The sequence below is a fragment of the Dyadobacter endophyticus genome, assembly GCF_014641595.1.
GTDB classification, from domain to species: Bacteria; Bacteroidota; Bacteroidia; order Cytophagales; family Spirosomataceae; genus Dyadobacter; species Dyadobacter endophyticus.
The window spans coordinates 56,559-80,984 of sequence record NZ_BMIA01000007.1; the positions used below are offsets into that span (position 1 = coordinate 56,559).

25 protein-coding genes and 1 tRNA gene are annotated in these 24,426 nt (G+C 49.2%); 18 read left to right on the forward strand and 8 right to left on the reverse strand.

Features of this window, described 5'->3' with window-relative positions; genetic code table 11:
- The first annotated feature begins 45 nt into the window (after positions 1-45).
- From fabD to IEY24_RS30545, 4 genes are all read left to right on the forward strand, one after another.
- Positions 46-924 carry an ACP S-malonyltransferase gene (gene fabD / locus IEY24_RS30530; protein ID WP_188939089.1) on the forward strand — a complete coding sequence of 293 codons (879 nt, stop codon included), beginning with the start codon at positions 46-48 and terminating at the stop codon, positions 922-924.
- A gap of 67 nt (positions 925-991) precedes the next feature.
- Positions 992-1,062, forward strand: a tRNA-Gln gene (locus IEY24_RS30535).
- 247 nt (positions 1,063-1,309) lie between these two features.
- A complete protein-coding gene (locus tag IEY24_RS30540; protein ID WP_188939090.1) occupies positions 1,310-1,915 on the forward strand; it encodes a TetR/AcrR family transcriptional regulator in 606 nt (201 codons plus the stop codon).
- A 97-nt stretch (positions 1,916-2,012) separates the two neighbouring features.
- A complete protein-coding gene (locus IEY24_RS30545; RefSeq protein ID WP_188939091.1) occupies positions 2,013-3,521 on the forward strand; it encodes a lipopolysaccharide biosynthesis protein in 1,509 nt (502 codons plus the stop codon).
- Between the two features lie 13 nt (positions 3,522-3,534).
- Here the strand turns inward: IEY24_RS30545 and IEY24_RS30550 are convergent, their stop codons facing one another.
- The gene (locus tag IEY24_RS30550) at positions 3,535-4,281 is read right to left on the reverse strand and encodes an ABC transporter ATP-binding protein (RefSeq protein ID WP_188939092.1); all 747 of its coding nucleotides are present in this window, start codon (positions 4,279-4,281) and stop codon (positions 3,535-3,537) included.
- A gap of 21 nt (positions 4,282-4,302) precedes the next feature.
- Entirely contained in the window at positions 4,303-5,031 is a 729-nt protein-coding gene (locus IEY24_RS30555) for an MlaE family ABC transporter permease (protein ID WP_188939093.1), read from the reverse strand.
- 62 nt (positions 5,032-5,093) lie between these two features.
- Between IEY24_RS30555 and IEY24_RS30560 the strand changes: the two genes are divergently transcribed.
- The 3 genes from IEY24_RS30560 to IEY24_RS30570 all read left to right on the forward strand — a co-directional run bounded on the left by IEY24_RS30560 (position 5,094) and on the right by IEY24_RS30570 (position 7,558).
- Positions 5,094-5,804 carry an SDR family oxidoreductase gene (locus IEY24_RS30560; protein ID WP_188939094.1) on the forward strand — a complete coding sequence of 237 codons (711 nt, stop codon included), beginning with the start codon at positions 5,094-5,096 and terminating at the stop codon, positions 5,802-5,804.
- 74 nt (positions 5,805-5,878) lie between these two features.
- The gene (locus tag IEY24_RS30565) at positions 5,879-6,787 is read left to right on the forward strand and encodes an ROK family protein (RefSeq protein WP_188939095.1); all 909 of its coding nucleotides are present in this window, start codon (positions 5,879-5,881) and stop codon (positions 6,785-6,787) included.
- A 60-nt stretch (positions 6,788-6,847) separates the two neighbouring features.
- Positions 6,848-7,558: a glycosyltransferase family 2 protein gene (locus tag IEY24_RS30570; RefSeq protein ID WP_188939096.1), complete on the forward strand. Its 711-nt coding sequence runs from the start codon at positions 6,848-6,850 to the stop codon at positions 7,556-7,558.
- Positions 7,559-7,618: 60 nt separating this feature from the next.
- On the opposite strand, the gene IEY24_RS30575 is transcribed toward IEY24_RS30570, so the two are convergent.
- The 3 genes from IEY24_RS30575 to murB all read right to left on the reverse strand — a co-directional run bounded on the left by IEY24_RS30575 (position 7,619) and on the right by murB (position 12,018).
- Positions 7,619-9,664, reverse strand: a complete 2,046-nt coding sequence (locus IEY24_RS30575) for a T9SS type A sorting domain-containing protein (protein ID WP_188939097.1) — start codon at positions 9,662-9,664, stop codon at positions 7,619-7,621.
- Positions 9,665-9,764: 100 nt separating this feature from the next.
- The gene (locus tag IEY24_RS30580; protein ID WP_188939098.1) at positions 9,765-10,997 is read right to left on the reverse strand and encodes a hypothetical protein; all 1,233 of its coding nucleotides are present in this window, start codon (positions 10,995-10,997) and stop codon (positions 9,765-9,767) included.
- A 4-nt stretch (positions 10,998-11,001) separates the two neighbouring features.
- Positions 11,002-12,018, reverse strand: coding sequence for a UDP-N-acetylmuramate dehydrogenase (gene murB / locus IEY24_RS30585; protein WP_188939099.1), 1,017 nt, complete (start codon positions 12,016-12,018; stop codon positions 11,002-11,004).
- Positions 12,019-12,072: 54 nt separating this feature from the next.
- Between murB and IEY24_RS30590 the strand changes: the two genes are divergently transcribed.
- Together IEY24_RS30590 and gmd are read left to right on the forward strand one after the other, a co-directional pair.
- Positions 12,073-12,696, forward strand: a complete 624-nt coding sequence (locus tag IEY24_RS30590; protein ID WP_188939100.1) for an SPOR domain-containing protein — start codon at positions 12,073-12,075, stop codon at positions 12,694-12,696.
- Positions 12,697-12,750: 54 nt separating this feature from the next.
- Positions 12,751-13,863, forward strand: a complete 1,113-nt coding sequence (gene gmd, locus IEY24_RS30595; protein ID WP_188939101.1) for a GDP-mannose 4,6-dehydratase — start codon at positions 12,751-12,753, stop codon at positions 13,861-13,863.
- A gap of 65 nt (positions 13,864-13,928) precedes the next feature.
- Here gmd and IEY24_RS30600 read toward each other — a convergent pair whose 3' ends face one another.
- Complete coding sequence (locus tag IEY24_RS30600) at positions 13,929-14,384, reverse strand: thioredoxin family protein (RefSeq protein WP_188939102.1); 456 nt, start codon at positions 14,382-14,384, stop codon at positions 13,929-13,931.
- Positions 14,385-14,538: 154 nt separating this feature from the next.
- Between IEY24_RS30600 and yihA the strand changes: the two genes are divergently transcribed.
- The 5 genes from yihA (at position 14,539) to IEY24_RS30625 (ending at position 18,690) form a co-directional block, all read left to right on the forward strand.
- Positions 14,539-15,147 carry a ribosome biogenesis GTP-binding protein YihA/YsxC gene (gene yihA / locus IEY24_RS30605; protein WP_188939103.1) on the forward strand — a complete coding sequence of 203 codons (609 nt, stop codon included), beginning with the start codon at positions 14,539-14,541 and terminating at the stop codon, positions 15,145-15,147.
- A gap of 98 nt (positions 15,148-15,245) precedes the next feature.
- Positions 15,246-15,779, forward strand: a complete 534-nt coding sequence (locus tag IEY24_RS30610) for a DUF5606 family protein (RefSeq protein ID WP_188939104.1) — start codon at positions 15,246-15,248, stop codon at positions 15,777-15,779.
- Between the two features lie 56 nt (positions 15,780-15,835).
- A complete protein-coding gene (gene deoC / locus IEY24_RS30615) occupies positions 15,836-16,495 on the forward strand; it encodes a deoxyribose-phosphate aldolase (RefSeq protein WP_188939105.1) in 660 nt (219 codons plus the stop codon).
- Complete coding sequence (locus IEY24_RS30620) at positions 16,492-17,604, forward strand: glycosyltransferase (protein ID WP_188939106.1); 1,113 nt, start codon at positions 16,492-16,494, stop codon at positions 17,602-17,604. The genes deoC and IEY24_RS30620 overlap by 4 nt, the downstream gene beginning before the upstream one ends.
- A 141-nt stretch (positions 17,605-17,745) precedes the next feature.
- Positions 17,746-18,690 (forward strand): 3-oxoacyl-ACP synthase III family protein, encoded by a 945-nt coding sequence (locus IEY24_RS30625; protein ID WP_188939107.1) that lies wholly within the window; start codon positions 17,746-17,748, stop codon positions 18,688-18,690.
- An 89-nt stretch (positions 18,691-18,779) separates the two neighbouring features.
- On the opposite strand, the gene IEY24_RS30630 is transcribed toward IEY24_RS30625, so the two are convergent.
- Positions 18,780-20,780: a M1 family metallopeptidase gene (locus IEY24_RS30630; protein ID WP_188939108.1), complete on the reverse strand. Its 2,001-nt coding sequence runs from the start codon at positions 20,778-20,780 to the stop codon at positions 18,780-18,782.
- A 133-nt stretch (positions 20,781-20,913) separates the two neighbouring features.
- Between IEY24_RS30630 and meaB the strand changes: the two genes are divergently transcribed.
- Complete coding sequence (meaB, locus tag IEY24_RS30635) at positions 20,914-21,912, forward strand: methylmalonyl Co-A mutase-associated GTPase MeaB (protein ID WP_188939109.1); 999 nt, start codon at positions 20,914-20,916, stop codon at positions 21,910-21,912.
- Positions 21,913-22,004: 92 nt separating this feature from the next.
- Positions 22,005-22,481 (forward strand): lipocalin-like domain-containing protein, encoded by a 477-nt coding sequence (locus tag IEY24_RS30640; RefSeq protein WP_188939110.1) that lies wholly within the window; start codon positions 22,005-22,007, stop codon positions 22,479-22,481.
- A gap of 50 nt (positions 22,482-22,531) precedes the next feature.
- Here the strand turns inward: IEY24_RS30640 and IEY24_RS30645 are convergent, their stop codons facing one another.
- Entirely contained in the window at positions 22,532-22,966 is a 435-nt protein-coding gene (locus IEY24_RS30645; RefSeq protein ID WP_188939111.1) for a YybH family protein, read from the reverse strand.
- Positions 22,967-23,191: 225 nt separating this feature from the next.
- Here IEY24_RS30645 and IEY24_RS30650 point away from each other — a divergent pair, with 225 nt between their 5' ends.
- Both IEY24_RS30650 and IEY24_RS30655 read left to right on the forward strand, forming a co-directional pair.
- On the forward strand, positions 23,192-24,067 hold the full coding sequence (locus IEY24_RS30650) for a diacylglycerol/lipid kinase family protein (protein WP_188939112.1): 876 nt from the start codon (positions 23,192-23,194) through the stop codon (positions 24,065-24,067).
- Positions 24,068-24,088: 21 nt separating this feature from the next.
- Positions 24,089-24,421, forward strand: a complete 333-nt coding sequence (locus IEY24_RS30655) for a translation initiation factor (RefSeq protein ID WP_188939113.1) — start codon at positions 24,089-24,091, stop codon at positions 24,419-24,421.
- The last annotated feature ends 5 nt before the right edge of the window (positions 24,422-24,426 follow it).

Genomic DNA, 24,426 nt, shown 5'->3' on the forward strand with positions numbered 1-24,426 from the left:
GTACCGGGCTTTTTGTTTCAGCATGAATAACCATAAATCATCCATATGAAAACGGCATATGTTTTCCCTGGTCAGGGCTCGCAGTTCAAAGGAATGGGTCTGGACCTTTACCAGAGCTCCGATTCCGCCAAGGCATTATTTGAAAAAGCCAATGAAATCCTCGGTTTCGAAATTACAAAGATCATGTTCGAAGGCACCGACGAGGAGCTGAAACAAACCAATGTTACTCAACCTGCGATATTTATCCACTCGGTGATCCTGGCGAAGATATCCCCGGACTTCTCTCCCAATATGGTAGCGGGCCATTCGCTCGGTGAATTCTCGGCATTGGTTGCAGCCGGCGCACTTTCCTTCGAAGACGGCCTGTCTCTCGTGGCAAAACGTGCCGCAGCCATGCAGAAAGCTTGCGAGATCCGCCCTTCTACGATGGCTGCGATCCTCGGCCTTGCCGACAATGTGATCGAAGAGATCTGCGCCGGCATTACCGACGAGATTGTTGTACCGGCGAACTACAACTGCCCGGGACAGGTGGTGATCTCGGGGACGATCGAAGGCGTTGAACGCGCCAATGAGTTGTTGAAGGCTGCCGGGGCCAAACGTGCATTAGTGCTGCCCGTTGGAGGCGCATTCCACTCGCCATTGATGGAGCCTGCCCGGGAAGAGCTCGCAGCGGCTATCCATGCGGCAAAATTCGAGCAGCCGATTTGTCCGGTTTATCAGAATGTGAATGCAAAGCCAGCCACAGAAGTAGCCGTTATCAAGGAAAATCTGATCTCCCAGCTCACTGCCCCGGTAAGATGGACGCAGTCTGTCGAGCAAATGGTGGCCGACGGCGCGGAAATTTTTATTGAATCGGGACCAGGCAAAGTTTTGCAAGGCCTTGTAAAAAAGATCGCTAGCAATGTTGAGCTAAAAAGTATTTAATTTTTTTTACTGAAATACTTGACACGTTACCCGACTAACATTACTTTTGCACCACTGTTTACGGTTTTGGCCGATGGTGTAATGGTAACACAGGACATTTTGGTTGTCTTATTCAGGGTTCGAGTCCTTGTCGGCCAACAGTAATCGAAGAGCTCATTTTTCAATGAGCTCTTTTTTATTTCCATCCAATCCCCCTCCTATCCTTAGAATTCTTCCAAATTTCGGAAGTGAAAAGACCTTTTAATAGCATTTCCATCCTTTTGCGACTTTACGGTGACATTAAGGAAACTATTTTAAAAATTTGGTTACTTAATGTAACTTTTCTGCTATAAAATTTGGATATGAAATGTTACATTTACTATGTTTTAACCTAAACAGCACCCATATGAAAGTAGAAAAAGTTAAAAAGCGTGATCGCGAGCGCACGAAGAGTAAAATACTCAAGGCGGTTGGCGAAGTAATTGAACAACATGGCACCGAAAAGGTGGGCGTCAATCTGATCGCCCGCACCGCAGGAGTCAACAAAGTACTGATTTACAGATACTTTGAAAGCGTAGACGGCCTCATGGAACAATATGTCAGGTCGGGAGAATACACGTCAACCCTCAGCACCGATTACATTGACAGCATCCCGGAACTGACACCGGAAGATCGGAACAAAGCTCTCACGTCCCTCATGCACACTTTCACGAACGATCTGCGCCAGCGTAAGGCTACGCGCGACCTGCTCCGCTGGGAAATCGGAACCGGAAAGTCGATGCTTTCAGATGCCCGCAACCAGATTGCGACGCGTATCCTGAGCAAAATAGGCGACCTGCCCTATTACAATGACACCAGCGCGTTGATCGCATTCATTTCAGCAGGCATTTATTTTTTGACCATCTCCTCTGATTATCGTGAAAAAATGCTTGACGTAGACCTTCAAACCGATGAAGGATGGAAGCGGATCGAGCGCGTGGTCGACAGTATCATCTCCGATGTCCGGGGTTGACGATAAAAAACAGAAGGCCCTTCCCACGAAACGGGAAGGGCCTTTCCTTTTATTGGCAGTTACTCACCTATATTTGCGGTGGAAAATCCCGCATTGAATGAGCGTACTGAAAAAACTGGCCAGTGAAACCGCCACTTACGGCATCAGCACCATGCTGGGCCGCTTTTTGAACTACCTGCTGGTCGCACTGCATACCAAGCTTTTTGAGCCTCAGCAAATCGCCGCACAAGGGCAGCTCTTCGCCTACGCCGGCCTGGCACTCGTACTCTACACTTTCGGGATGGAAACGGCATTCTTCCGTTTTGCACGCGAGGAGAAGAACCGGAAGCAATATTACGACCTTATATTGAGCGCGGTTATCGTGGTCAGCCTTGTCGGTTCCACCTTCATGTTCCTGTTCGCAGGGCCGATCGCGGAGGTGATCAAATACCCCGAATCGACGTCCATCGTAAGGATGTTCGCTATCATCATGGCTACCGACGGCATTGTTTCGATCCCGTTTGCAAGGCTGCGGCTGGAAGGCAAAGGCAAAAAGTTCGTAATCATCAGGGTTATCAACATCCTCATCAACATTTTCCTGAACCTGTTCTTCCTGCTGGTTTGCCGCGACATTTACGCAGGGAAATACCTTGCATTCCTGCAACCGGCCGTCAATCTCTTTTACGACCCACTCCACGCGCCCGATTACATCGTTCTCGCAAACCTCATCGCCAACCTTGCATTCTTCTGGATGCTGCGGAAGGAGTTCGCCGATTTCCGCTTCGTATTCAGTACCGATCTTTTCAAACCTGTGTGGGTTTACGCCTTCCCGGTCATGGTGATGAATATCGGCGGTGTCCTGAATATGCTTTTCGACCGGGCATTTATCCAGTTCCTGCTGCCCGAGGGCTTCTACCCCGGCCGCAGCAACGAAACCGCCATCGGTATTTACGTGCAGTGCTACAAGCTCTCTATCTTCATGAACCTGGCGATCCAGGCCTTCAAATATGCTGCTGAGCCATTTTTCTTTTCGAAAGGCGAGGACAAGAATGCACCGCCTGTTTTTGCGAAGGTTACGAAGTATTTCATCATCGTGTGCGTGCTCATGTGGGTAGGCATTTGCCTGAACCTCGACTTGTTCGCGGAATTGTTCCTGAAAAAGAAGATCTACCACGAGGGACTGGCCGTGGTACCCTGGTTATTGGCGGGCTATTTGTTCCTGGGCGTATACTACAATCTGGCAACGTGGTTCAAGTTGACCGATAAAACACAATATGGCACGTGGCTCACGCTCTCGGGAGCAGGGATTACCATTGTTACCAGCTTTGTACTTGTGCCGCAGATCGGGTATATGGGCTTTGCAATCGCATTCGCGCTTTCGGGCTTCATGATGCTTTCGCTCTGCTATTATTTTGGGCAAAAGTATTACCCGGTGCCGTACGATATTGCTTCCGCAATAGGCTACATGGGCGGCGGTGCATTGCTCATCTACGCTTCTTCGCTCGTCAAAATCCCGGATCTATGGATTTCCGTACCTGTGCACATGGGGGTGCTCGCGATCTTTGGGGTAATTGTTTTCCTGCTGGAAAGAAAGAACATTCCGGCGCTACGGCGCAGAACGTCGTAATGCTTACGGGACGCTATTCCTGCATTTCCCGCAATAACTTATTGGAAAAAAGGAATTCCTTCAGTTCGGGAACGGTGGTTTTTGTGATCTCCGAATTGATCCCTTCCCAAAGTTTATCTCCCTGATAGAGGAACATGATATTCTGCCCGATTTCCATCACCGAGTTCATGTCGTGGGTAATAATGATGGTGGTGATCTGATATTCTTCGGTGATCTCCTTGATCAGCTCATCGATCTTCACCGATGTCAGCGGATCGAGGCCTGAGTTGGGTTCGTCGCAGAAAAGGTAGGCAGGGTTCATCACAATGGCACGGGCGATCCCGACACGCTTTTTCATGCCGCCGCTGATCTCCGACGGCATCCGTTTTGCGGCCGCTTCCAGCCCTACCCTTTGCAGGCAGAATGCCACACGCTCCCGTTTTTCCTCCGCCGATTGTGCCGTAAGCATATCGAGCGGGAAGCGCACATTTTCCTCTACTGTTTTGGAATCAAACAATGCCCCACCCTGAAACAGCACGCCCATTTCGCGCCGGATCGATTGTTGGGTTTCCTTATCGCAATTGTAAAAGTTTCGACCGTTGTAGAGCACATTGCCCTGGTCGGGTTTCACGAGCCCAATCATGCATTTCAGCAATACGCTTTTACCGGTACCACTCCCTCCGATGATCAGGTTTGTCTCCCCTTTCTGGAACTGGGCCGAAATGCCTTTTAAAACTGCCTTACCGTTGAATGCCTTGGAGATATTATTGATTTCAATCATTTTGTGTCCGGTTGAGAGCGCTTACAAAAGCAGCTGTGCGAGCAGGTAATCCGCGATGAGAATTGAAATACAGCTGTTGGTCACGGCCTGCGTGCTTGCCCTACCTACCTCCAACGCGCCGCCCGAAGTAAAAAATCCCTTGAAAGAAGAAATTGACGCGATGAGAAAGCCGAAAACGAATGGTTTTACACACATAAAAAATATGTTGTAAGGCACGAACGAGTCACGGATACCGTATAAATAATCGCGTTCGGTAATCACACCGGTTAGCGTCCCCGCCAGATAACCGCCCATAATGCCGAGAAATGCTGAGAAAATAACGAGCATCGGGAATGTCAACATCGCCGCCAGGACCTTTGGAAGTACCAGATAGGACGATGAATTGATCCCCATTACTTCCAATGCGTCGATCTGTTCGGTAATGCGCATGGTACCGAGCTCACTGGCGATATTGGAACCCACTTTACCGGCGAGTACGATACAGGTAATGGTAGGCGCAAGTTCCAGGATCTCCATGTCGCGGACGATGAGCGCTACGGTGGAAATAGGGATAATGGGGCTGACCAGGTTATAGGCAGTTTGAATACAAGACACGGCGCCGATGAACGTGGAGACGATCGCGACGATGAATATCGAACTCACGCCGATGCCCACGCATTCCTCCATCAACCTCCGCCAGTAAACCGATAATTTTTCGCCCTTCCCGAACAGCGTCCCTAAAAAAATGAAGTATTTACCGATTACAGACATGATATCTTAATTGTATTCAATATTTTCGGGAAAATTAGGCAAAAAAAGAAGCAATCAGAAAAATGAATCCATTAGCGGTTGTAACCGGTGGAACAAAAGGGATCGGAAGGGCAGCGATAGAAAAATTTTTGGCACAAGGCTTTGATGTAATTACCTGCGCAAGAAACGAGAGCGACCTGCTCGAACTGCAACAAACATTCAGCGAAAGTTTTCCCCAATCAAAACTGACTTATTTAACGGCTGATCTCTCGGTGCGGGCCGACGTGAATGCATTCATTGCATTTATTCACCAACATACTACGCCGCCGCAGGTACTTATCAACAATACCGGCGTATTTATCCCCGGGCAGGTTCATAACGAAACGGAGGGCACGCTGGAAAAAACCATGGAGACCAACCTGTACAGCGCCTATCATCTCACACGCGGGTTGCTTCCCGGCATGATGGAGCTCAAAAAGGGCCATATCTTTACCATTTGCTCCACAGCCAGCATTATCGCCTACCCGAATGGCGGCTCGTACTGCATTTCGAAGTTCGCATTGTACGGGATGACCAAGGTTTTGCGTGAAGAAATGAAGCCGTATAATGTGCGTGTAACGGCCATTCTCCCGGGCGCGACGTACACCGATAGCTGGAAAGGCACCGATCTTCCGGAAGAGCGTTTCATGGATTCCAGGGACGTCGCCGAATCAATCTGGTCTGTCTATGCATTGTCTTCCAGGGCAGTTGTCGAAGAAATTTTGATCCGCCCGCAGCTGGGAGATTTGGATTAATGAGTGAACAATAGAGCAATTTTACTAAATTGCCACATTTTTAAAATTATTTATTAAACCCATATTTTCATTTCATGGAACAATACCTCGGTATAGACGTGGGCGGTACTAACGTAAAAATGGGGATCGTTGACGCTACGGATGGAAGGATCTCGAATTTTTACAGTCACGATACTGCCAGCTGGCGCAGCTCCGGGCATTTTATAGACAGACTAGGTGATGCAATTGCACTCCAACTCGTTGAATATCCCGAAGTCAAAAAAGTAGGGATTGGTGTCCCGGGACTCATTTCCCGCGATAGGACCACGCTGATCGAAATCACGGCAATCCCCGAAATCGACGGGATCACCATTGTTCCGGATTTGAAAGCAAGGTTCCCGCAGCATGATTTTTATCTGGAAAACGACGCGAATGCGGCGGCTTTGGGCGAATACTATTTTGGCGAAGACAAACTTCCGGAAGACTATATTTTCGTAACCCTGGGCACAGGCATCGGCGGCGCGGCGATTATCGATAAAAAGGTATTCAAAGGCGGTGGCGGTAATGCCATGGAGCCAGGCCACGTTCCCTCCAAAAACGGAAAGGTCCTCGAACGCAACATCGGTAAAAAAGAACTGCTGGATATGGCCAATGCCATGCGCGCGGCTTACACCGGCACTACCCAACTTCCTGCCGACGGCACTATTTCAACGACTGGCCTGGTAGCGGCTGCATCCGCAGGCGACGAACTTGCCAAAGACGTTTTCCACGAAATGGGTTACCTGCTCGGTGAAGGCCTCGTGTCGATGATCCGTATCCTGGATATCACAACAATTTTGATCGGCGGTGGTATTTCTGCCTCATTTGAGTTTATTTTGCCGGCTATTAACGATCGTTTCAAGTACTGGCTGACGCCCTACTACCTGAAAACCGTTACTATCAAACGCGCAACGCTCGCTAACGACGCCGGACTGCTGGGAGCAGCTTCATTGTGTTTTGAATAACAAATAACCCCGAAACAATAAAGATTCACTCTTAAACAGTCACACTCTTATTTTTCCCTGATGAAATTATCGGTTATCGTTCCTGCTTACAATGAAGAAAAGACAATCCGAAATGTGCTGGATAAACTCAAATCCGTTGACCTGATAGGCAATTTTCAGAAGGAGATCGTAATCGTGAATGACTGTTCTGCCGACAATACGGAGGCGGTTGCCAAAAGATTTATAGAAGAGAATCCCGAGCTGGAAGTGGCTTACTTCCGGCATGAATATAACCAGGGGAAAGGGGCCGCATTGCATACGGGTATACGCCGTGCAACGGGCGACTACATTATCGTTCAGGATGCCGATCTTGAATACGACCCCCAGGAATTCAATATATTGCTAAAACCGGTTATCGAAGGATATGCGGATGTGGTGTATGGCTCCCGCTTCATGGGTGGAAGACCGCACCGCATCCTTTTTTTCTGGCACACGATAGGAAACAAGTTCCTGACGTTCCTGAGCAACATGTTTACCAACCTCAACCTGACGGATATGGAAACATGCTACAAGCTCTTCCGCGCCGACATTCTCAAAAACCTCAAACTGGTAGAAAACCGCTTCGGCTTCGAGCCCGAGGTGACAGCCAAAATCTCCAAAGTACCAAAAATCCGCATTTACGAAGTCGGCGTCTCCTACTACGGCCGCACTTACGAAGAAGGCAAGAAAATCAACTGGAAAGATGGTTTTCGCGCGCTGTACTGCATTGTACGCTACGGACTGGGCAGCTGATCGTCCGTAAGTAAAAACCCTCTACATAGTGCCGCAGCTCGCCGGAGGTCCCCGACATACCTAACGTTTGATAAACTGCTGGGCAGTCCGCACGCCATCCTGGTTTTCAAAATTCAGCAGGTATGTGCCGGTTGGCCAGTTGGCGACATTGATTTCTTCACCTTTGGAGGCTTTCAGGGCTTTTCGGTGCAGGATCTGCCCTTTCGCATTCAAGACGGCCATGGTACCCGTAGCCGCATTCTTGAACTCGACCCGCAACACGCGATCGGTGGGGTTCGGGAACAGTTGCCAGAGCATGTTCCTGGCACCGATTTCGTTGCCGAGAATTGGGCTGAGGTCAACGGTTACGGTTGCGTAGCCCGACTGTGAAATGTCGTTGAATGCCTGAATCCGGTAAGTATAGGTCGCATTCAGTTGGATATCGCGGTCTTCAAAGGATAGCGACTGCCCGTCGAGTTGTTTTACTACCTCGTAAGGAGCAGATTCTGATTTTTCGCGTTGCAGCACGTAGCTGGTGGCGGTTTCTACCGCAGGCCAGGTCAGTATCACCGAATTATAGGTACGGTTGGCCGAGAGTTTTACACTGGGCAGCAGCACGCCGATCCCTACTTTATCAAAAGAAAATGCGCCCAGCCCACGCTTGTTCAACAGATAAGGCCCCGCGTAAATGCCAATATTTTGTTCAAATGGCCATTGCAATGGGAGGTTATCTGGATAAAACGTGGGTAAGTAGCTCAACTTTGTTGCATTGGACGGCTCTTTGAGCGTCAACGTAACTTGGTTGCCTGCCGCCTTTCCGGCCGAGAAAGCAGCTTTCTTTTCGTCGCCGTCGAGGAAAAAGAAGTTTTTCAGGCTCAACACCAGCGGCTTTCCATCCTGCCCTTTGATGGTTGAATCGGCGGGCCATTTCAGCTCCTGGCCTTCTTCAAAGACCAGTGTAATCTCCTTTTTCTCCGCATTGGTATAAAATGCTTTTTTGATATCCGGGCTCCTGACATTGTCCGAATCCTTCGACCCGTAAACGCGGGGCGCAAAGAAGCGGTACATCCGGCGGCCAAATTCTTCGTAACCCGACCTGTGATAATGCACGCCGTCATAATCGGGTGTTCCGATAGCTGCAAAATGATCTGTTTTGGGATAGATGTATTTAGTTCTCCTCAGAAAATCACGCACTGAGCCTCCTACCGGGTTCGGATTGTCGTTTCTGAGAATAATCAGATTCGATTGTACAACTACAAATTGTTCGACCTGAGGATAGTCACGTACCCAAAATTTCTGCAACTGGTCGTACTCGGTGGCATAGTTAGGGATGTTTTCGAACACCTCCTGTTCACCGTGCATCCAGATGAACGCCCTGATACGGGAAGGGCTGGCAACGTTCACCCTTTTACGCAAACTGCCGTAAAGTGAGCTAATGCTCGAAGAGTCGTTGGAGCGGCGGCTATTCAGAAATTCGGTCAGTTTTGCCCCGGGTAACGATCCATTGATCACACAGGTAGGAATGCTATCGCGCTCCAAAATCTCCTTCTGCATTTCAAGGCCCCAGGCGCCTACGTAGGTCCACGACCACGCGGCGACAGTCCAAAGGGTGTCGCCAGGTAAAATAGCCGGGGTCTGATCGGGCGTGCGGGCAATGGTACGCGCATATTTGCTTGACCACGCGCCAAAAACAGTAGCGGCCGCATTAGACTGTCCACTGATCACATAAAAATCTCCCCCCACAAGCTCGTTGCGCCGCACGATCAGTGCGGAATCTGTTGCATGACAGGCATATACTTCCACGGAGTAATCCGCCATTTCCGCCTTGATCTTGGGCTTCATCGAGAATGTACCGGTCGTCTTTCCCCCGTAGTTGATCGCCGACTTCTGGTATCCGACCCGTACATTGTTCCTGAACGTAACCACCGACATATGGTCCCACCCCGCCAGCTCGATGACACCGGAAATAGGTACCTCGGCCAGATTATCGTCGGCACGCGCATACAATTGCATATCGCGCGGCAGCTTATCGAAAACCACGGAAAAAAAACGCTGTGCAATGGCACTACCTGTTGTACAACAGAAAAGAAAGGAAAGCAGGAAAAGTTTTGAGTGTGTAAAGTTCATTTCATTAAGACGCTGTTTCTGATGGCTACTGGGAATACTTCGCCCCGGAATCAATGACAGTAGGCGAATGGCACATCGATGCCCGGTTATAAATATATCTTTAATATTTTACATTTAATGTCTCCGGTTTGTTTTCGGTACGTGACGCGGCGGGCAGCCAATATTCGTCATACATAGCCAGGAACCATAATACCATGATCATCGGCAGGGAATATTTATCCCACGATAGCTGTGCCTTACCCAGCAGCAGGATATTCAGCAGAAAAACCCACGTCGCAAGGGTGAACCGCGGAGATATGAAACGGACGAGCGTAACGAGCATCAGCAACCCGAAAATCAGTTGTTTCAGTAATCCGCTGATACCTGTCTTCATCAACAATTCATCCACATAACCCAGGTATGGCCATGTGAAATAGGGATTATAAGCCTGTTTGGCAGGAAAAAAGGCGACAATCACGGCAATTACCGCCAGAAAACCGGCGAACATGATCGGATGCTTGCGCGGATATTCTAAAAAGTGTGAAAAACGGCGCGTCACCAATGTTTCAGGAATAATATAATACACCGCCACCACCGCAGAGGCGTACATTAAATAGCCGAAATTATAGTTTACCAGTTTATCCGAATCATAATGCTGGTTGGCCATGACCGAGGCGGGCGCAGGTCCGTGCCAGATTACCACCCAGGGGACAATGGCCAGAACCGCCAGCGCGTACCAGACCCAACCCGGATCGGAGAACACGCTTTTCACCAAAATCACAGGATTAGTACTCCATTTTACATTTTTGAACACCTCGTACGCCAGAATAGCCGCAGGAAATGCCAGCATGTATTGCCGGCAACAAACAGCTGCCGCCAGCGACAGGAAGCCCACCCAATGCCATTTACGCAAATAGGCGATCACACCGCCGAGCGTGAATACCATCGCGAAAATATCGGTGTAATAGTAAACGCTGATGAGGTAATAGTTCGGAAAAATCAATAAACCGCCCAGGCAGAGCCAGAAACGCTTCGTGCGTTCGGGGCTGAACCAAACAAAGAGCATTAGCAATGCAAAACTCGTGAAAGCCGTCAGCAGGCGGAGATTTTGAATATCCTTTCCGAAAACCCGCAGCACCCAGCCGCCTAGAATGAAAGGGATGGGCGTATTCAGCTCGTTGTAGGTTTGGAGTAAATGCAGCGAGGGAACCGGTTCGGTACTGAACAGCACTGCCGTGGGCAGGTAATGGTGTTCGTCCTGGTACGGGTCCACGGTAAACCGCTCTTTCAGAAAAAAAACAATGACAAATATTGCGAGCAGGGCAAATGAGGTGTATAACTTTTTGCGGTGCATGGTTCTAAATAAAATTGACTTCTGCGTTGAGCCGGATCCCGAACTTCCCGGCCACGGATTCCTGAATTTTTTCTGATAATGCTTTGATCTGCGCCCCCGTACCGCCACCATAATTGACGAGCACCAGCGCCTGGCGCGCATGGACGCCAATCTCGCCCTCGCGGTAACCCTTCCAGCCCGCCCTTTCGATCAGCCAGCCGGCCGGCACTTTCACCGTTTCGGCATCCACCGGATAACCGGGTACTTCCGGAAAGGTTTCCCGCAAACGTGTAAACTGAGCAACCGGTATTTCAGGGTTTTTGAAAAAACTTCCCGCATTCCCAATTTCAGCAGGGTCGGGCAGCTTGCTGCGGCGGATTTGCATGATAGCCTCACTAACGTCGCGGATCGTCGGATTTTCAGCGCCCATTTCCTGCAATGTCTTCTGGACATCTCCATAAGCAGCATTCAAAATAGGTTTCTTGCTAAGCTTAAAAGTGGCGCCCGTGATCACATATTTGTGCTTCAATGCTTTTTTGAACACACTCTCGCGATACCCAAATTCACATTCTGAATTATTGAAAATGCGTTTTTTGCCATTTTCAATATCGACAGCCTCTACCGACTCGATCACACTTTTAATCTCCACACCATACGCCCCAATATTCTGCATCGGTGCCGCGCCCACCGTTCCGGGAATGAGCGAAAGGTTTTCCACACCGCCATAGCCTTTACCGACACAATGCATCACGAAATCGTGCCAAACCTCGCCCGCACCCACTTCGAGCACGACCGTTGCCTCATTTTCTTCAACTATCGAAATACCTTTCATAGCGGGATGGATCACGAGTGCTTCGATGTCCTTTGTGAGTAAAATATTACTGCCTCCGCCGAGAATGAATTTCGGCGTTTCCTTCCATTCAGGATCACGCAAAACGGCTATTAACTCGTCGACGGACTGCACATTTACGAAATACCTGGCATCGGCATCGAGCCCGAATGTATTGAGATGACGAAGTGAAACGTTGGATTGTATTAGCATTGAAATCGGGAATAAACCGGGTAAAGTTAGGTATTACATTCAAAATTAAGTGGTATGGTGATTCATCCAATTTTGATTAAGTTTGTGGGCTCAGTTACAATGGTTCAGGATATGACGCTAAAAAAGAAATTTTTATGGGCTCTGCATCTTGGTATCATTTTGATTTCGGGTTGTGCCAAAAAGTCGGTAGTGAGCTCCGGTTCCGAGTACAAGGAAGATCTTTCGGCGGTCCGGCCACGCTATGAATACACAGAACCCGCCGTCGTGACCCGTGCAGAACCGGCGACACCCGCTAAGAACAGCAACGTTCCGAAAGCCGATGTAGATAAGCCGTTGTATGTCAACAAAAAACTGGAATCCGTGCTGGATACGCTGTCGAAGCAAAACAAGTCCATCCGCTACATCAATGGTTTCAGGATCCAGATTTACGTAGGAAATGTGAGGCAGGAAGCAGATGGTGCGAAGTCCTATGTTTACCAGGCTTTCCCGGATTTGAACCCTTACGTTTCGTACACCCAGCCGACCTACCGAGTGAAAGTGGGCGATTTCATGTACCGGAGCGACGCAGAGCAATACCTCGACCTGATCCGCGAACAATATGCGTCCGCGGTAATCCTTGCCGACAGGGTGGACATCAAACGAAGCCTGATGGTTAGCCCGGCTTCGGACCACAATTAATGTAATTACTTTTTAACCGGATAACTTTATCCACATATACATACTACCAACAGAATGAAGAAAGCGCTAATTACAGGGATCACCGGCCAGGATGGTGCCTATTTGGCCGAGCTCCTTTTGAGCAAGGGATATGAAGTGCATGGTATCAAACGCCGCAGTTCGTTGTTCAATACCCAGCGGATCGACCATATTTACGAGGACCCGCACGAGAAAAACGTGCGCTTTCACCTTCACTACGGCGATCTGAGCGATTCTACGAACATTATCCGCATCATCCAGGAAGTTCAGCCGGATGAAATATATAACCTCGGAGCAATGTCTCACGTGCAGGTAAGTTTCGAGGAACCGGAATACACTGCCAATGTCGACGGTATCGGTACGCTCCGTATCCTGGAAGCAGTACGTTTGCTGGGATTGACCAAAAAAACCAAAATCTACCAGGCTTCCACTTCCGAACTGTATGGTTTGGTGCAGGAAGTGCCGCAGTCGGAGCGCACGCCGTTCTATCCGCGCTCGCCTTACGCAGTTGCGAAGCTGTACGGTTACTGGATCACCGTCAACTATCGCGAGGCATATAATATGTTCGCGGTGAATGGTATCCTTTTCAACCACGAGTCGCCATTGCGTGGCGAAACTTTCGTGACGCGCAAGATCACCCGCGCGGTTGCACGTATCGCATTGGGCTTGCAGGACAAAGTGTACCTGGGTAACCTCGACGCGCAACGCGACTGGGGCCATGCCAAAGACTTCGTGGAAGCGATGTGGCTTATCCTACAACAAGACACAGCCGAAGATTTCGTGATCGCAACAGGCGTCACCACGCGTATCCGCGAGTTCGTGCGCATGGCATTTGCGGAAGTTGGCATCGAAGTCGAGTTCAGCGGTGAAGGCGTCGACGAAATCGCGAAAGTGGCTAAATGCAACAATCCTGATTTCAAGATAGAAATCGGCAAAGAAGTAGTGGCTGTCGATCCGCGCTATTTCCGTCCAACCGAAGTGGAATTGCTCATCGGCGATCCTACGAAATCAATGGAAAAATTGGGCTGGAAACCGAAATACGATCTGAAAGCGCTGGTGAACGACATGGTTACGGCCGACGTCCAACTGTTCCGCAAGGACCGTTTGCTCGAAAGCAGCGGCCACCGCGTTCCCAACTACTACGAATAAGATTTTCACAAAATATAAAAACCCCGCAGAGGCATTCTGCGGGGTTTCTTTTTTATACTAATAATTTAAATAGCAGGGCCCTTTTGTACGGATTTGGCCGCTTTGATCAAGTCCTGAGGTTGCTGATAGCCCAGAAGCTGCTTCACCACCTTGCCTTTGCCATTGATAAAAAACAGGGTCGGGTAACCTTCGATCGGATACTTCCTCGCGAGCGCGGGTCCTTCACCGGCTTCCATATCGATTTTTACATTGATAAAATTTCCGTTGAAAACCCCGGCCACGTCCTCACGTGTGAAAACGTTTTTTTGCAACTGCTTGCAAGGCCCGCACCAGGTCGTGTAAGCGTCCAGAAAGATCAGTTTGTTCTCTTTTTTAGCTTTTTTAAGTAGGGAAGACCATGATCCTTCGGTGAACTGGATGCCCTTTTCGGCCGCCTTTTTATCTCCTTCCCCGGCCATTGCCACGGACATGGTCAGCATCAGCGCCACGATCGCGAACCCGAGATTTTTAAGATTTTTCATTTTTTAAATATGATTTTTGATTTCAGTATTCCACAACGAAAATACGCCTTTGTTTTATTTTACACAATTGTGGGCTGCAAGGCTATCTCGCACCTTTTGCGGATAAGAATCTCAAAAAAGGGTAACTTCGCAACTTTATTAACGCCAGAAAACCATGAAAGTTCAGGAAGCCAAGTATGTGATGAGTAACTCCGACTACGAAAAGTGCCCGGAGCCCATCCTTCCCGAATATGCATTTATCGGACGCTCCAATGTGGGTAAATCCTCGCTTATCAACATGCTGACAGGCAAAAAAGCGTTGGCCAAAACATCGCAGCAGCCGGGAAAAACGCAGATGATCAACCATTTTATCATCGACGACACGTGGTATCTGGTCGATTTGCCCGGTTATGGTTATGCCAAAGTGAGCAAAGTCGAGCGCGACAAGTGGGAGAAGATGATCCATGATTACCTGCATTACCGCGAAAACCTGATTTGCACCTTCGTGCTGGTGGACGTCAGGCACAGCGCGATGGCCGTCGATCTGGAATTTATGGCTGCATTAGGCGAGGCGGGCATTCCGTTCGAGATCATATTTACCAAAGCTGATAAGCTCAAACCGGGCCAGGTAGCCAGCCAGGTGGCGGCTTACAAGCTAAAAATGGGTGAAATGTGGGAAGAAGTGCCGGAAATGTATGTAACCTCGGCAGAGAAAAATGAAGGCCGCGAGCCTATTCTGGCGACAATAGAAACTTATAATCAGTCGTTTGTGAAGACAAAGTAGCATATCGGTTGTTTCCCCGGCAATCTTTCCGTTATTTTGCGCAAAAATTGATTGCCGCATCCAACATTAACATCAAGATATAAACATAGTAAGAAAGGATGAGTGAAAAAGTAGAGTCAACAGGAATGGATTTGTTGAAAGAAGTAGCCAATGTATCCGGCAAGCCAGGGTTGTTCCGCATTCTGAAACCAAGCCGTGCGGGCGTGATCGTGGAAAGCCTGGACGAGAAACGTGAAAAAACGCTGATCGGCCCGACTGCTCGCGTATCGGTACTGAAAGACGTTTCGATCTTTACAGACGGTGCAGAAGAATCTGTTGCCCTGTCGGATGTGTTCCTGAAAATCCGTGAGATCCACGGCGAAGAGGTTACATTGTCTGTCAAAACTTCATCAGATAAAGAACTCATCGAGTTTCTTGCTGAGGTACTTCCGGATTTCGACCGCACGAAGGTGTATGTGTCGGACATCAAGAAAGTCATTACCTGGTACAACCTGCTTTCGAAATACACGCCCGAAGCATTTGTTGCAACAGAAGGTGAGACGGAAGTTGCTGCCGAGCCGGTTGCAGAAACCCCTGCGGTAGAAGAAGCTCCTGCGAAAAAGGCTCCCAAAAAAGAAAAAAGTAAAGCTTAACAGCGACTGATATAATGTGGAACCCTGCCTTTCCGGCGGGGTTTTCCGTTTTTAATATGGACAATCTTTCTTCCTACATCGACCATACGCTGCTCAGCGCGACGGCCAGCGAAACCGACATCCGCAAAATCTGTGAAGAGGCCTGGATCCATCAGTTCAAGGCCGTTTGCGTAGCGCCTGTATATGTGCCGTATGTAATGGAAATGCTGGAATTTTGTCCGATTAAAATCGAAACGGCAACGGTGATCGGCTTTCCAATGGGCTATTCTACCACTGCTACCAAGCTTTTCGAAGCACGGGAGGCATTGCAAAATGGTGCTACCGAGCTCGATGTGGTAATGAATCTTTCACAATTCAAATCCATGGCTTATCTGAGCGTCCGCGAAGAACTCATACAACTCGCGGACCTAGCGCATGAGCAGAATGCATTGCTGAAAGTCATTATCGAAACCGCTTACCTCGATTCGTTCGATCTGTACACGGCCTGCGAAATCTGCGCGGAAGCCAAAGTGGATTTTGTGAAAACGTCTACGGGCTTTGGTCCCGGCGGCGCGGATGCCGAAACGGTTCGTAAAATGCGTTCGATTCTGCCTGCGGAAGTAAAAATCAAGGCATCGGGTGGTATCAAGACTTATGAACAGGCCATTGCCATGATCGAAGCCGGTGCGGAACGTATCGGGACTTCGTCGGGCGTAGCGATCGTAACCCGCGCATGAAACGCGTGCTGCTGCTCAGTACGGTGCACCCGTCGGCAGACCCGCGCATTATGTACAAGATTGCGCCTTCGCTCCAAAGCTATTATGAGGTGTTTTGTGCGTTGCCCGGGGTTCGCGGAGGTTTGCGAAAAAATCTGCATTTGATCCGCCTGCCAAAATTCGGGCGGTTGCTCCCCAGGATTTTACTGGCGCATCCCATTGCATTGTTAAAATGCCTGCCGCTGAGGCCGGATATCGTCCACATTTTTGTACCGGAGCTGATTCCACTGGCATTACTTTTCCAATGGGCCGGAGCGAAAGTGGTATATGAAGTACAGGAGAACCTGTTTAAGAAATTTGCGATCAAGCGGTATAATAACGGTCTGGTTTTCAAATGGCTATTCCGGTTTTTCGACCGGCTGGCACGCCGGAGGTTCCATTTAATTTTTACGGACGACGCCTACCTGGAAGAATACCGCAATCTGACAAAGCCATTCGCCATTATCCACAATTACGTATCGCTACCTGTCATGGACACGCTCGCACACGAGGATGCACGCACGCCCGGGCCCGAGCTATTCTACCTGGGTGTGGTGTCTATGGAACGCTGCCTGGATACGATGATCAATGCGCTGGCCCTATTGAAGAAGAGCTATCCTGACTGCCATCTGCACCTTTTCGGCCCCATGAGGGTAGACAAGGAGGAGCTGGGAGCCATAGCAGACTACGGGCAGGTAATGAATAATATCACATTCCACGGTTATACCGACCAGCAAGTGGCGCTAAAATATGCCAGCCAGGCAATCGCCGGTATCGCATTGCTTAAACCTGTGGCCGATTATCCGGATTCGTTTCCAACGAAAATGTTTGAGTACATGGCACTAAAATTGCCTGTTATTACTTCGGATTTCCCTCTTTACAAGCGAATCGTGGAGGACTCGGGAAGTGGTTATTGTATCTCACCGTATGATCCGGAAGCGCTGCATAACGCGCTGCAATGCTGCATTTCCGAGAATGCATTACGCTCGCAAATGGGTAACAACGGGAGAAAAGCCTCGGAGACCTGCTATAACTGGGCCTCGGAAGAAGCAAAACTGTTGTCATTTTATAACGACATTTTGCTTTCCTGACAATCTGATTTACAGAAACACGCATTATGATTTTATAAATTTATTATTGAATTGTTCAAATATGGAGTGCTACGATTTCTACGAAATATTTAACTTTCGGAATCGAAAAGAATTGTAGCTTGCGAAGTCAACTTCTCAATCATGTATATTAATACGGTTAGTCATTATCTGCCAAGCGAAGTTATTGGTAATGAATATTTTACAAATCTCAACAACCTATCTAACGAGTGGATCACGGAAAGAACGGGAATCTCAGAAAGACGTAAAGCATCAGCAGACGAAAATACCTCGACCATGGCCATCAGGGCTGTGGAATCCTTACTTGAAAAAATCCCTTACAGTAAAAACGAGATAGATCTGATCGTGGGGGCAACTTATACGCCTTACGATACCATCGTCACGCTCGCACACGCGGTACAGCATCAGCTTCAAATTCCCGACATTCCCGTCGTGAGCATTTCTTCCGCCTGCTCGTCGCTGCTCAATGCCATCGAGATCGTCGAAGGTTATTTTGCCATGGGCAAGGCCTCCAAAGCGCTGGTGGTAGTTTCCGATCATAACACGGCCTACTACAACGAAATGGATACGGTTTCAGGGCATTTGTGGGGCGATGGCGCTTCTGCATTGCTCATTTCAAAAGAGCGGCAGACGGAGAACGATATGCAAATCAAAAAGTTGATTACCGGTGGCGCTGCTACCAGCGGAAAAGCAGTGGATGCAGTGGTGCTTCGACCGAACGATCGTGGAGTGGTGATGCCTTTCGGACGTGATGTGTTCCAGAATGCATGCGTGTACATGCCCAAAGTAAGTCAGCAGGTTTTGCAAGAATGCGGCCTGACGATTAACGACCTCGATTACCTTATCCCTCACCAGGCCAATCATAGGATCAGCCTCAATGTGATCAATACATTGGGTATCCCTGCCGAAAAACTGATATCGAACATTCAATACCTCGGTAACACGGGCTGTGCCGGATGCGCGATCGCGCTTTCGGAGAATAAAGAGAAATTCAAAAAAGGTGAAAATATCGTGATCACGGTATTTGGCGGCGGCTATTCGTACGGGGCTATGCTGCTTACCATTTGATTGCCCGACAATAAGTCATAAACATAGGTTGCATCAAAAACTTCGTTGTCAGCTTAGTCATATTTGATGCAACCTATGTCGCTCAATGCTTAGTTCACGTCCGGCTCGGCATTGTATGATGCCGGTTTCCAGACATTGTTTTCAGGATTGATATCCGGGAGGCTATGCTCAGGATCGATCATTACCGACCGGATAGGCCCCTGAGTAGCCGCTTTGAACGTCCATGCACCGCCCCGCTGCCAGATTTCTACCGGCAGTTCAACGCGCGTTTTTTTCCCACTTACTTCTTCGATATCCACTTTTACGGGCATTGCCAGCTGGTCCAGGTTCTCGATAGTGATATAAGAGCCCTTCTGCGGGTTTTGTTCTACATAGGCCACCTCCTTCACTGACTGGTCGAGTTTATAATTCTCGAAAAACCAGCCTTTCCAGAACCAGCCCAGGTCTTCGCCAGCTGCATCCTCGATGGTTCGGAAGAAATCGTAAGGCGTGGGATGCTTGAATGCCCAGCGCTGTACATAAATTTTGAATGCATAGTCGAAACGCTCTTTGCCGAGAATTTGCTCGCGAAGCATTTTCAGGCCTAATGCAGGTTTATAATACGCTTCCCAGCCCAGGTTCACGGCCTGAACCACGTCAGGAATCGTCATAATCGGATCCGCTTTCGGGCGGAAGATCATCGGTGCCAAACGGTGCATATCGTTCATCTGGGTCGTTTTATATTCCCCATTATTAAAGTTATCGCCCGAAAGGAAGTTGATAAACGTATTGAACCCTTCGTCCATCCACGCATATTTACGCTCATTGTTACCTACGATCATCGGGAACCAGTTGTGGCCGAACTCATGATCGGTTACGCCCCAAAGATCCTCTTTACGGCTCTTGCTGCTGCAAAAAACGATTCCGGGATATTCCATACCACCCACAATACCGGCCACATTCGTCGCCACGGGGTAGGTATATTCATGCACATAATTGGAATAGAACTCGATGCATCCCTTTACGTACTCGGTCGAACGGCCCCAGCCATCGAGCCCGCCGTCCTCGGCCGGATACACCGACTGCGCCAACGCAGTTTTACCTTTCGGCAGGTTCATACGCGCCGCATCCCATACAAACGCTTTGGAAGTAGCCCAGGCAATGTCGCGCGCCTGCACGCAACGGAAGCGCCAGGTCAATGTGCCCGATTGTTTTGGTCTCGTATTTGGGTTCGTAACTTCTTCTGCACTGCGGATTACGACGGTCTGGTCGCTTTTGGCAGCTTCGGCCAGTCTTTTACGCTGCTCAGCGGTAAGTACTTCGTTCGGGTTAAGCAATTCGCCCGAACCTACTACGATATGATCCCAGGGAACAGTTACATTGTATTCAAAATCACCATATTCGAGGTAAAACTCACCTGCACCAAGGTAGGGAAGCAAATTCCATCCTTCGATATCGTCAAAAACGGCTACGCGGGGGTACCATTGCGCCATTTCGTACACGATACCATTTTTCGTTTCAAGCGTACCCATGCGGTCGGAGCCGTACTCAGGAACTTTGAACGAATAGGCCAGCTTGATTTTAATCACATCACCATTCGCTTTCACCGGTGTTTTGAGGCGGATCTGCATCCGGGTATCGGTAATCTTGTATTCCGCATCCACAAATGCGCCCTTACCTTGCTGCACAGTTACTGCTTTGATGGAATCTCCGCCGTCAAAACCCATATTACCGAAACGGCCACCGGTAACCGGCGTGGTTTGTGCGCCTCTCGAATGGCTACCAAATGCATTCTGATCGAGTTGGAGCCAGATAAATTCGAGGTTTTCAGGACTATTGTTTTTATAGGTAAGCTCCACTTCCCCGCTCACAGTCCCTTTCTCCTCTTCGAGCGCTACATTGATCTTGTAATCGGCACGGTTTTGCCAGTATTTGGGCCCGGGGGCGCCACTTCCGGTCCGGTACTCGTTGCCGGGCTGGAAGTTGAAGAGCGGGTGGAAGAGCACATGCGCATCATATTTCACCTTCTCCGCTTCCTGTGCGATAGTGTTGTTGAAGAAGCCCAGACTGCTCATTGCAATGAGGCCCAGACGAAATACTGAAATTTTCATTATAATGGTTAAAAAATTGGAAATATTGGGTTGTAAACGAGCAATATACACCTTTTCACCTGTTTTAAGTCAAAAAGTTTCATTTTAGCGACAGACAGTGCCTGTTTGTCTACCAATGTAAAATTCACGTCCAATGCGCCAGCGATTGCCTGTCGAAACATATACCAAAGGCGTCCTCGCGGGCGACCGGGCAACGCTCAGCCGGGCCATTACGGTCATGGAAAGCAGCCTTCCCGACGATCGCGCATTGGCAGGCCAGATCCTCCAAAATATCTTGCCACATACCGGTAAGTCGATTCGCATTGGCATTACCGGCGTACCGGGCGTGGGGAAAAGCACATTTATCGAGTCATTCGGCGTTTATCTTACTTCGCTGGGCAAGCGCGTAGCTGTGCTGGCGGTCGATCCGAGCAGCAAACAGTCGGGGGGGAGCATATTGGGCGACAAAACACGAATGGAAAAACTCGCACGTGACCCGAACGCGTACATCCGCCCTTCGCCTACGAATCTTTCGCTCGGGGGCGTCGCACGGCACACACGTGAGGCGATATTGTTGTGTGAAGCAGCAGGTTACGACATGATATTGGTTGAAACGGTGGGCGTTGGCCAATCCGAAACGCTGGTAAAAGGCATGACCGACTTCTTCCTCTTGCTCATGCTTGCCGGTGCGGGCGACGAGTTACAGGGCATCAAAAAGGGCATTATGGAAATGGTGGATGCCGTGGCTGTTAACAAGGCTGATAGTGGCAATGAGCTGGCAGTCGCGAAAGCCGTCTCCGAATACCGTCAGGCTTTGCATCTTTTCCCGGAGCCGCCCTCGAAGGTGCCCATTCAGGTTGTGGCGTGTTCGGCATTGGAAGGCATTGGAATGAAAGCGATTTGGAAGCTGATTTCGGATTACTATGCTCAAACTTCCGAACATGGCTTCTTACAGCAAAACAGGCAGTTTCAACGGGTAGACTGGCTTCGCGAGCAGATCCGGCAGTTGCTGGAAGACCGGTTTTATGAAAATGAATGGGTGAAAAAGCACATCGCCGCCATGGATGAGGCCGTCCGAAGCGGGGAAAAAGTGCCCGGCGAGGCGGCGGCGGATTTGATCAACGCTTTTCTTCTTAATTCCGCTAAGTCATAAAAATTCCCTGTAAGAGCATTTTTCACTAAGTTTGCGCGTTAACACTAACGCGAATCAACTCTATTGATCTTAACTTTTTTACGTTCTCAACTATGAAAAAAACCTACGCCCTCAGCAAGACCTCCTTGCTCGCCATGCTCATGATCCTTTCTGTGGCTTTTGCTTGTAAGGACGACAAAGATGAACCGACACCGCCAGCAAACAACGATCCGATCGTGGCGACATGGCAACTTACTGCCGTTGCGGCTGCTCCCGGATCTACGCTCCCCGTTGACCCTGCCGCACTCGTCCAGTGCATTTACAGCTTAAAGTTGACGTTTAACGCTGACAATACCATTGCCACTGCCGATTGTGATAATGCTGTCTCTCTCATTAATGCAGTTATCCCAATTAATGGCGCTAAATGGGAAGTTAAGGATGGTAATCTGATATTGAAAGACGCTTCGAACAATTCCAAATCTTTTAAATACACGCTGAACGGCTCCGATTTGCAAGTTGCCGTTGACGATGCCGCCGTTATTCCTGGTTCAGCGGCCATTGATGTTGTTTTGAAATTCAAAAAAGTATAAGCTTTCAAATAATAAACAAAAGAGCCGGGCTTCTCAGTCCGGCTTTTTTGTTACCCGCTCGTATGATCGCAAACGATCAGCCATTTGCCCTTAATTTTTTTGAACAAAAGCGTGTAATGCCCTTCCATATCGCCTTTTTCAGGTCGGGTCAAATGAAATTTCCCTACCACGAACGCGACACCCGGGCCCGGGAATGAAAAATTGAGAAAGGTAAATTTCAAAGTACCCATCGTCGCACGGTCGGGGTAACGTTTGAGATAACCCTCATAGGTAGGCTTGTAGCCGTAGGTAATACCCGTCTTTCCGACAAACATCAGCGAATCGGATTCCCAGTAGCCGTTCATGAACGATTTGATATCCCCTTTGTTCCAATCTGCTTCCTGACGTTTCAGAATGCCGAGGATCTCGTCCTTGTCGCGCGCCGATTGGGCATTTGCCGTGAATGCGACGCCGATCAGAATGAGGGTAAAAAGCCAGTTTCTCATATTTTTTACGGATTTTTGTAGTGCAATTGACGATTCTAAATATAACGGAAAGATCATCGCCCCGGAAAGGCGCATTGCCGAAATATCATTGATCCAACAGGTATGAGCAAGTTTAACAGCATTTTCAAGAAAATCGACCGTCAGCGATACCCTTTCGTAGATGGTCTGTATTACCTGTTCATCATTGTTTTTCTCCTCATTCTGTTCCTATTTTTTGCCTGACCAGTGACCCATCCCTATTTATTTATACTGAATCCCAATTCGGGCACCTCGATCGGCAAGAACAGCGCGGCTGTACGGGAACGGATCCATTCCGTCGCGAAAAAGAATGCCGGTTCTGCCCAGATCCTCTTCACCGAGGAACCCGCCCACGCGACACAGCTCGTGCGCGAGCATATGCACGCGGAAAAGTGGAAGGCTATCGTGGCCGTCGGTGGCGACGGTACTGTCAATGAGATTGCCAAGGCGCTTGTTGGAACCGATATCCCGATCGGCATTCTGCCGCTAGGCTCGGGAAACGGCCTCGCGAGGCACCTGGGCTTGCCCCTTACCCTGGACGCGGCATTGAAACGGCTGTTCGAAGGAAAGCCCTCGACGATTGACAGCGCCGAATTAAACGGCATACCGTTCTTCTGTACTGCCGGAATGGGCTTTGATGCTTATGTGGGGCATTTGTTCAGCCAGCAAAAGGCACGGGGGCTTGCTACTTATGTCAATGTGTCGTTCAAAGCATATTGGTCCTATAAACCGCAGCTGTTCCGGCTTAACGGCGTCGAAACGCAGGCATTTTCGCTCTCATTTGCCAATGCAGGCCAATTCGGGAATAATGCGTGGGTAGCACCGCAGGCCAGCTTGCAGGATGGCTTGCTGGACGTGTGTACGATCAGCCCGTTCCCGCAATGGTACGGCACAGCGCTGGCTTACGGCTTGTTTACCAAACAGTTGAGACAATCAACCTATATCAACTACCAGCGTGCTACGGAAGCTCTGGTTGAAACCGACACCCCTCCGATGATCCACTACGACGGTGAGCCGCTGCAACTGGATACCACACGGATTGAAGTGAAAATAAAGCCGGGAAGCCTGAATGTGATCATTTGAATTCCCCTAACTTTTGAAAATATGTCGAAGAAAAACCGCTCGGGCGTCGTGTACTCCACCAACCCCGACTTTGAATACAACGACCAGGAAGACGAGGTTGAAACCCTGGCCCCACCGCAACAGGATCTCCGCATTTGGCTCGACCGCAAAGGCGGCGGAAAGGTGATTACGGTTGTCAAAGGGTTTATCGGAACAAATGCCGATTTGGAGGCATTAGGCAAGCAGTTGAAAAACCTGTGCGGCACCGGCGGCACCGTGAAAGACGGTGAGATCCAGATTCAGGGCGACCATCGCGACAAGGTGATTACCTGGCTCAGCAGCAAAAGCTATAAAGCAAAAAAAGCCGGAGGCTAGCTCCG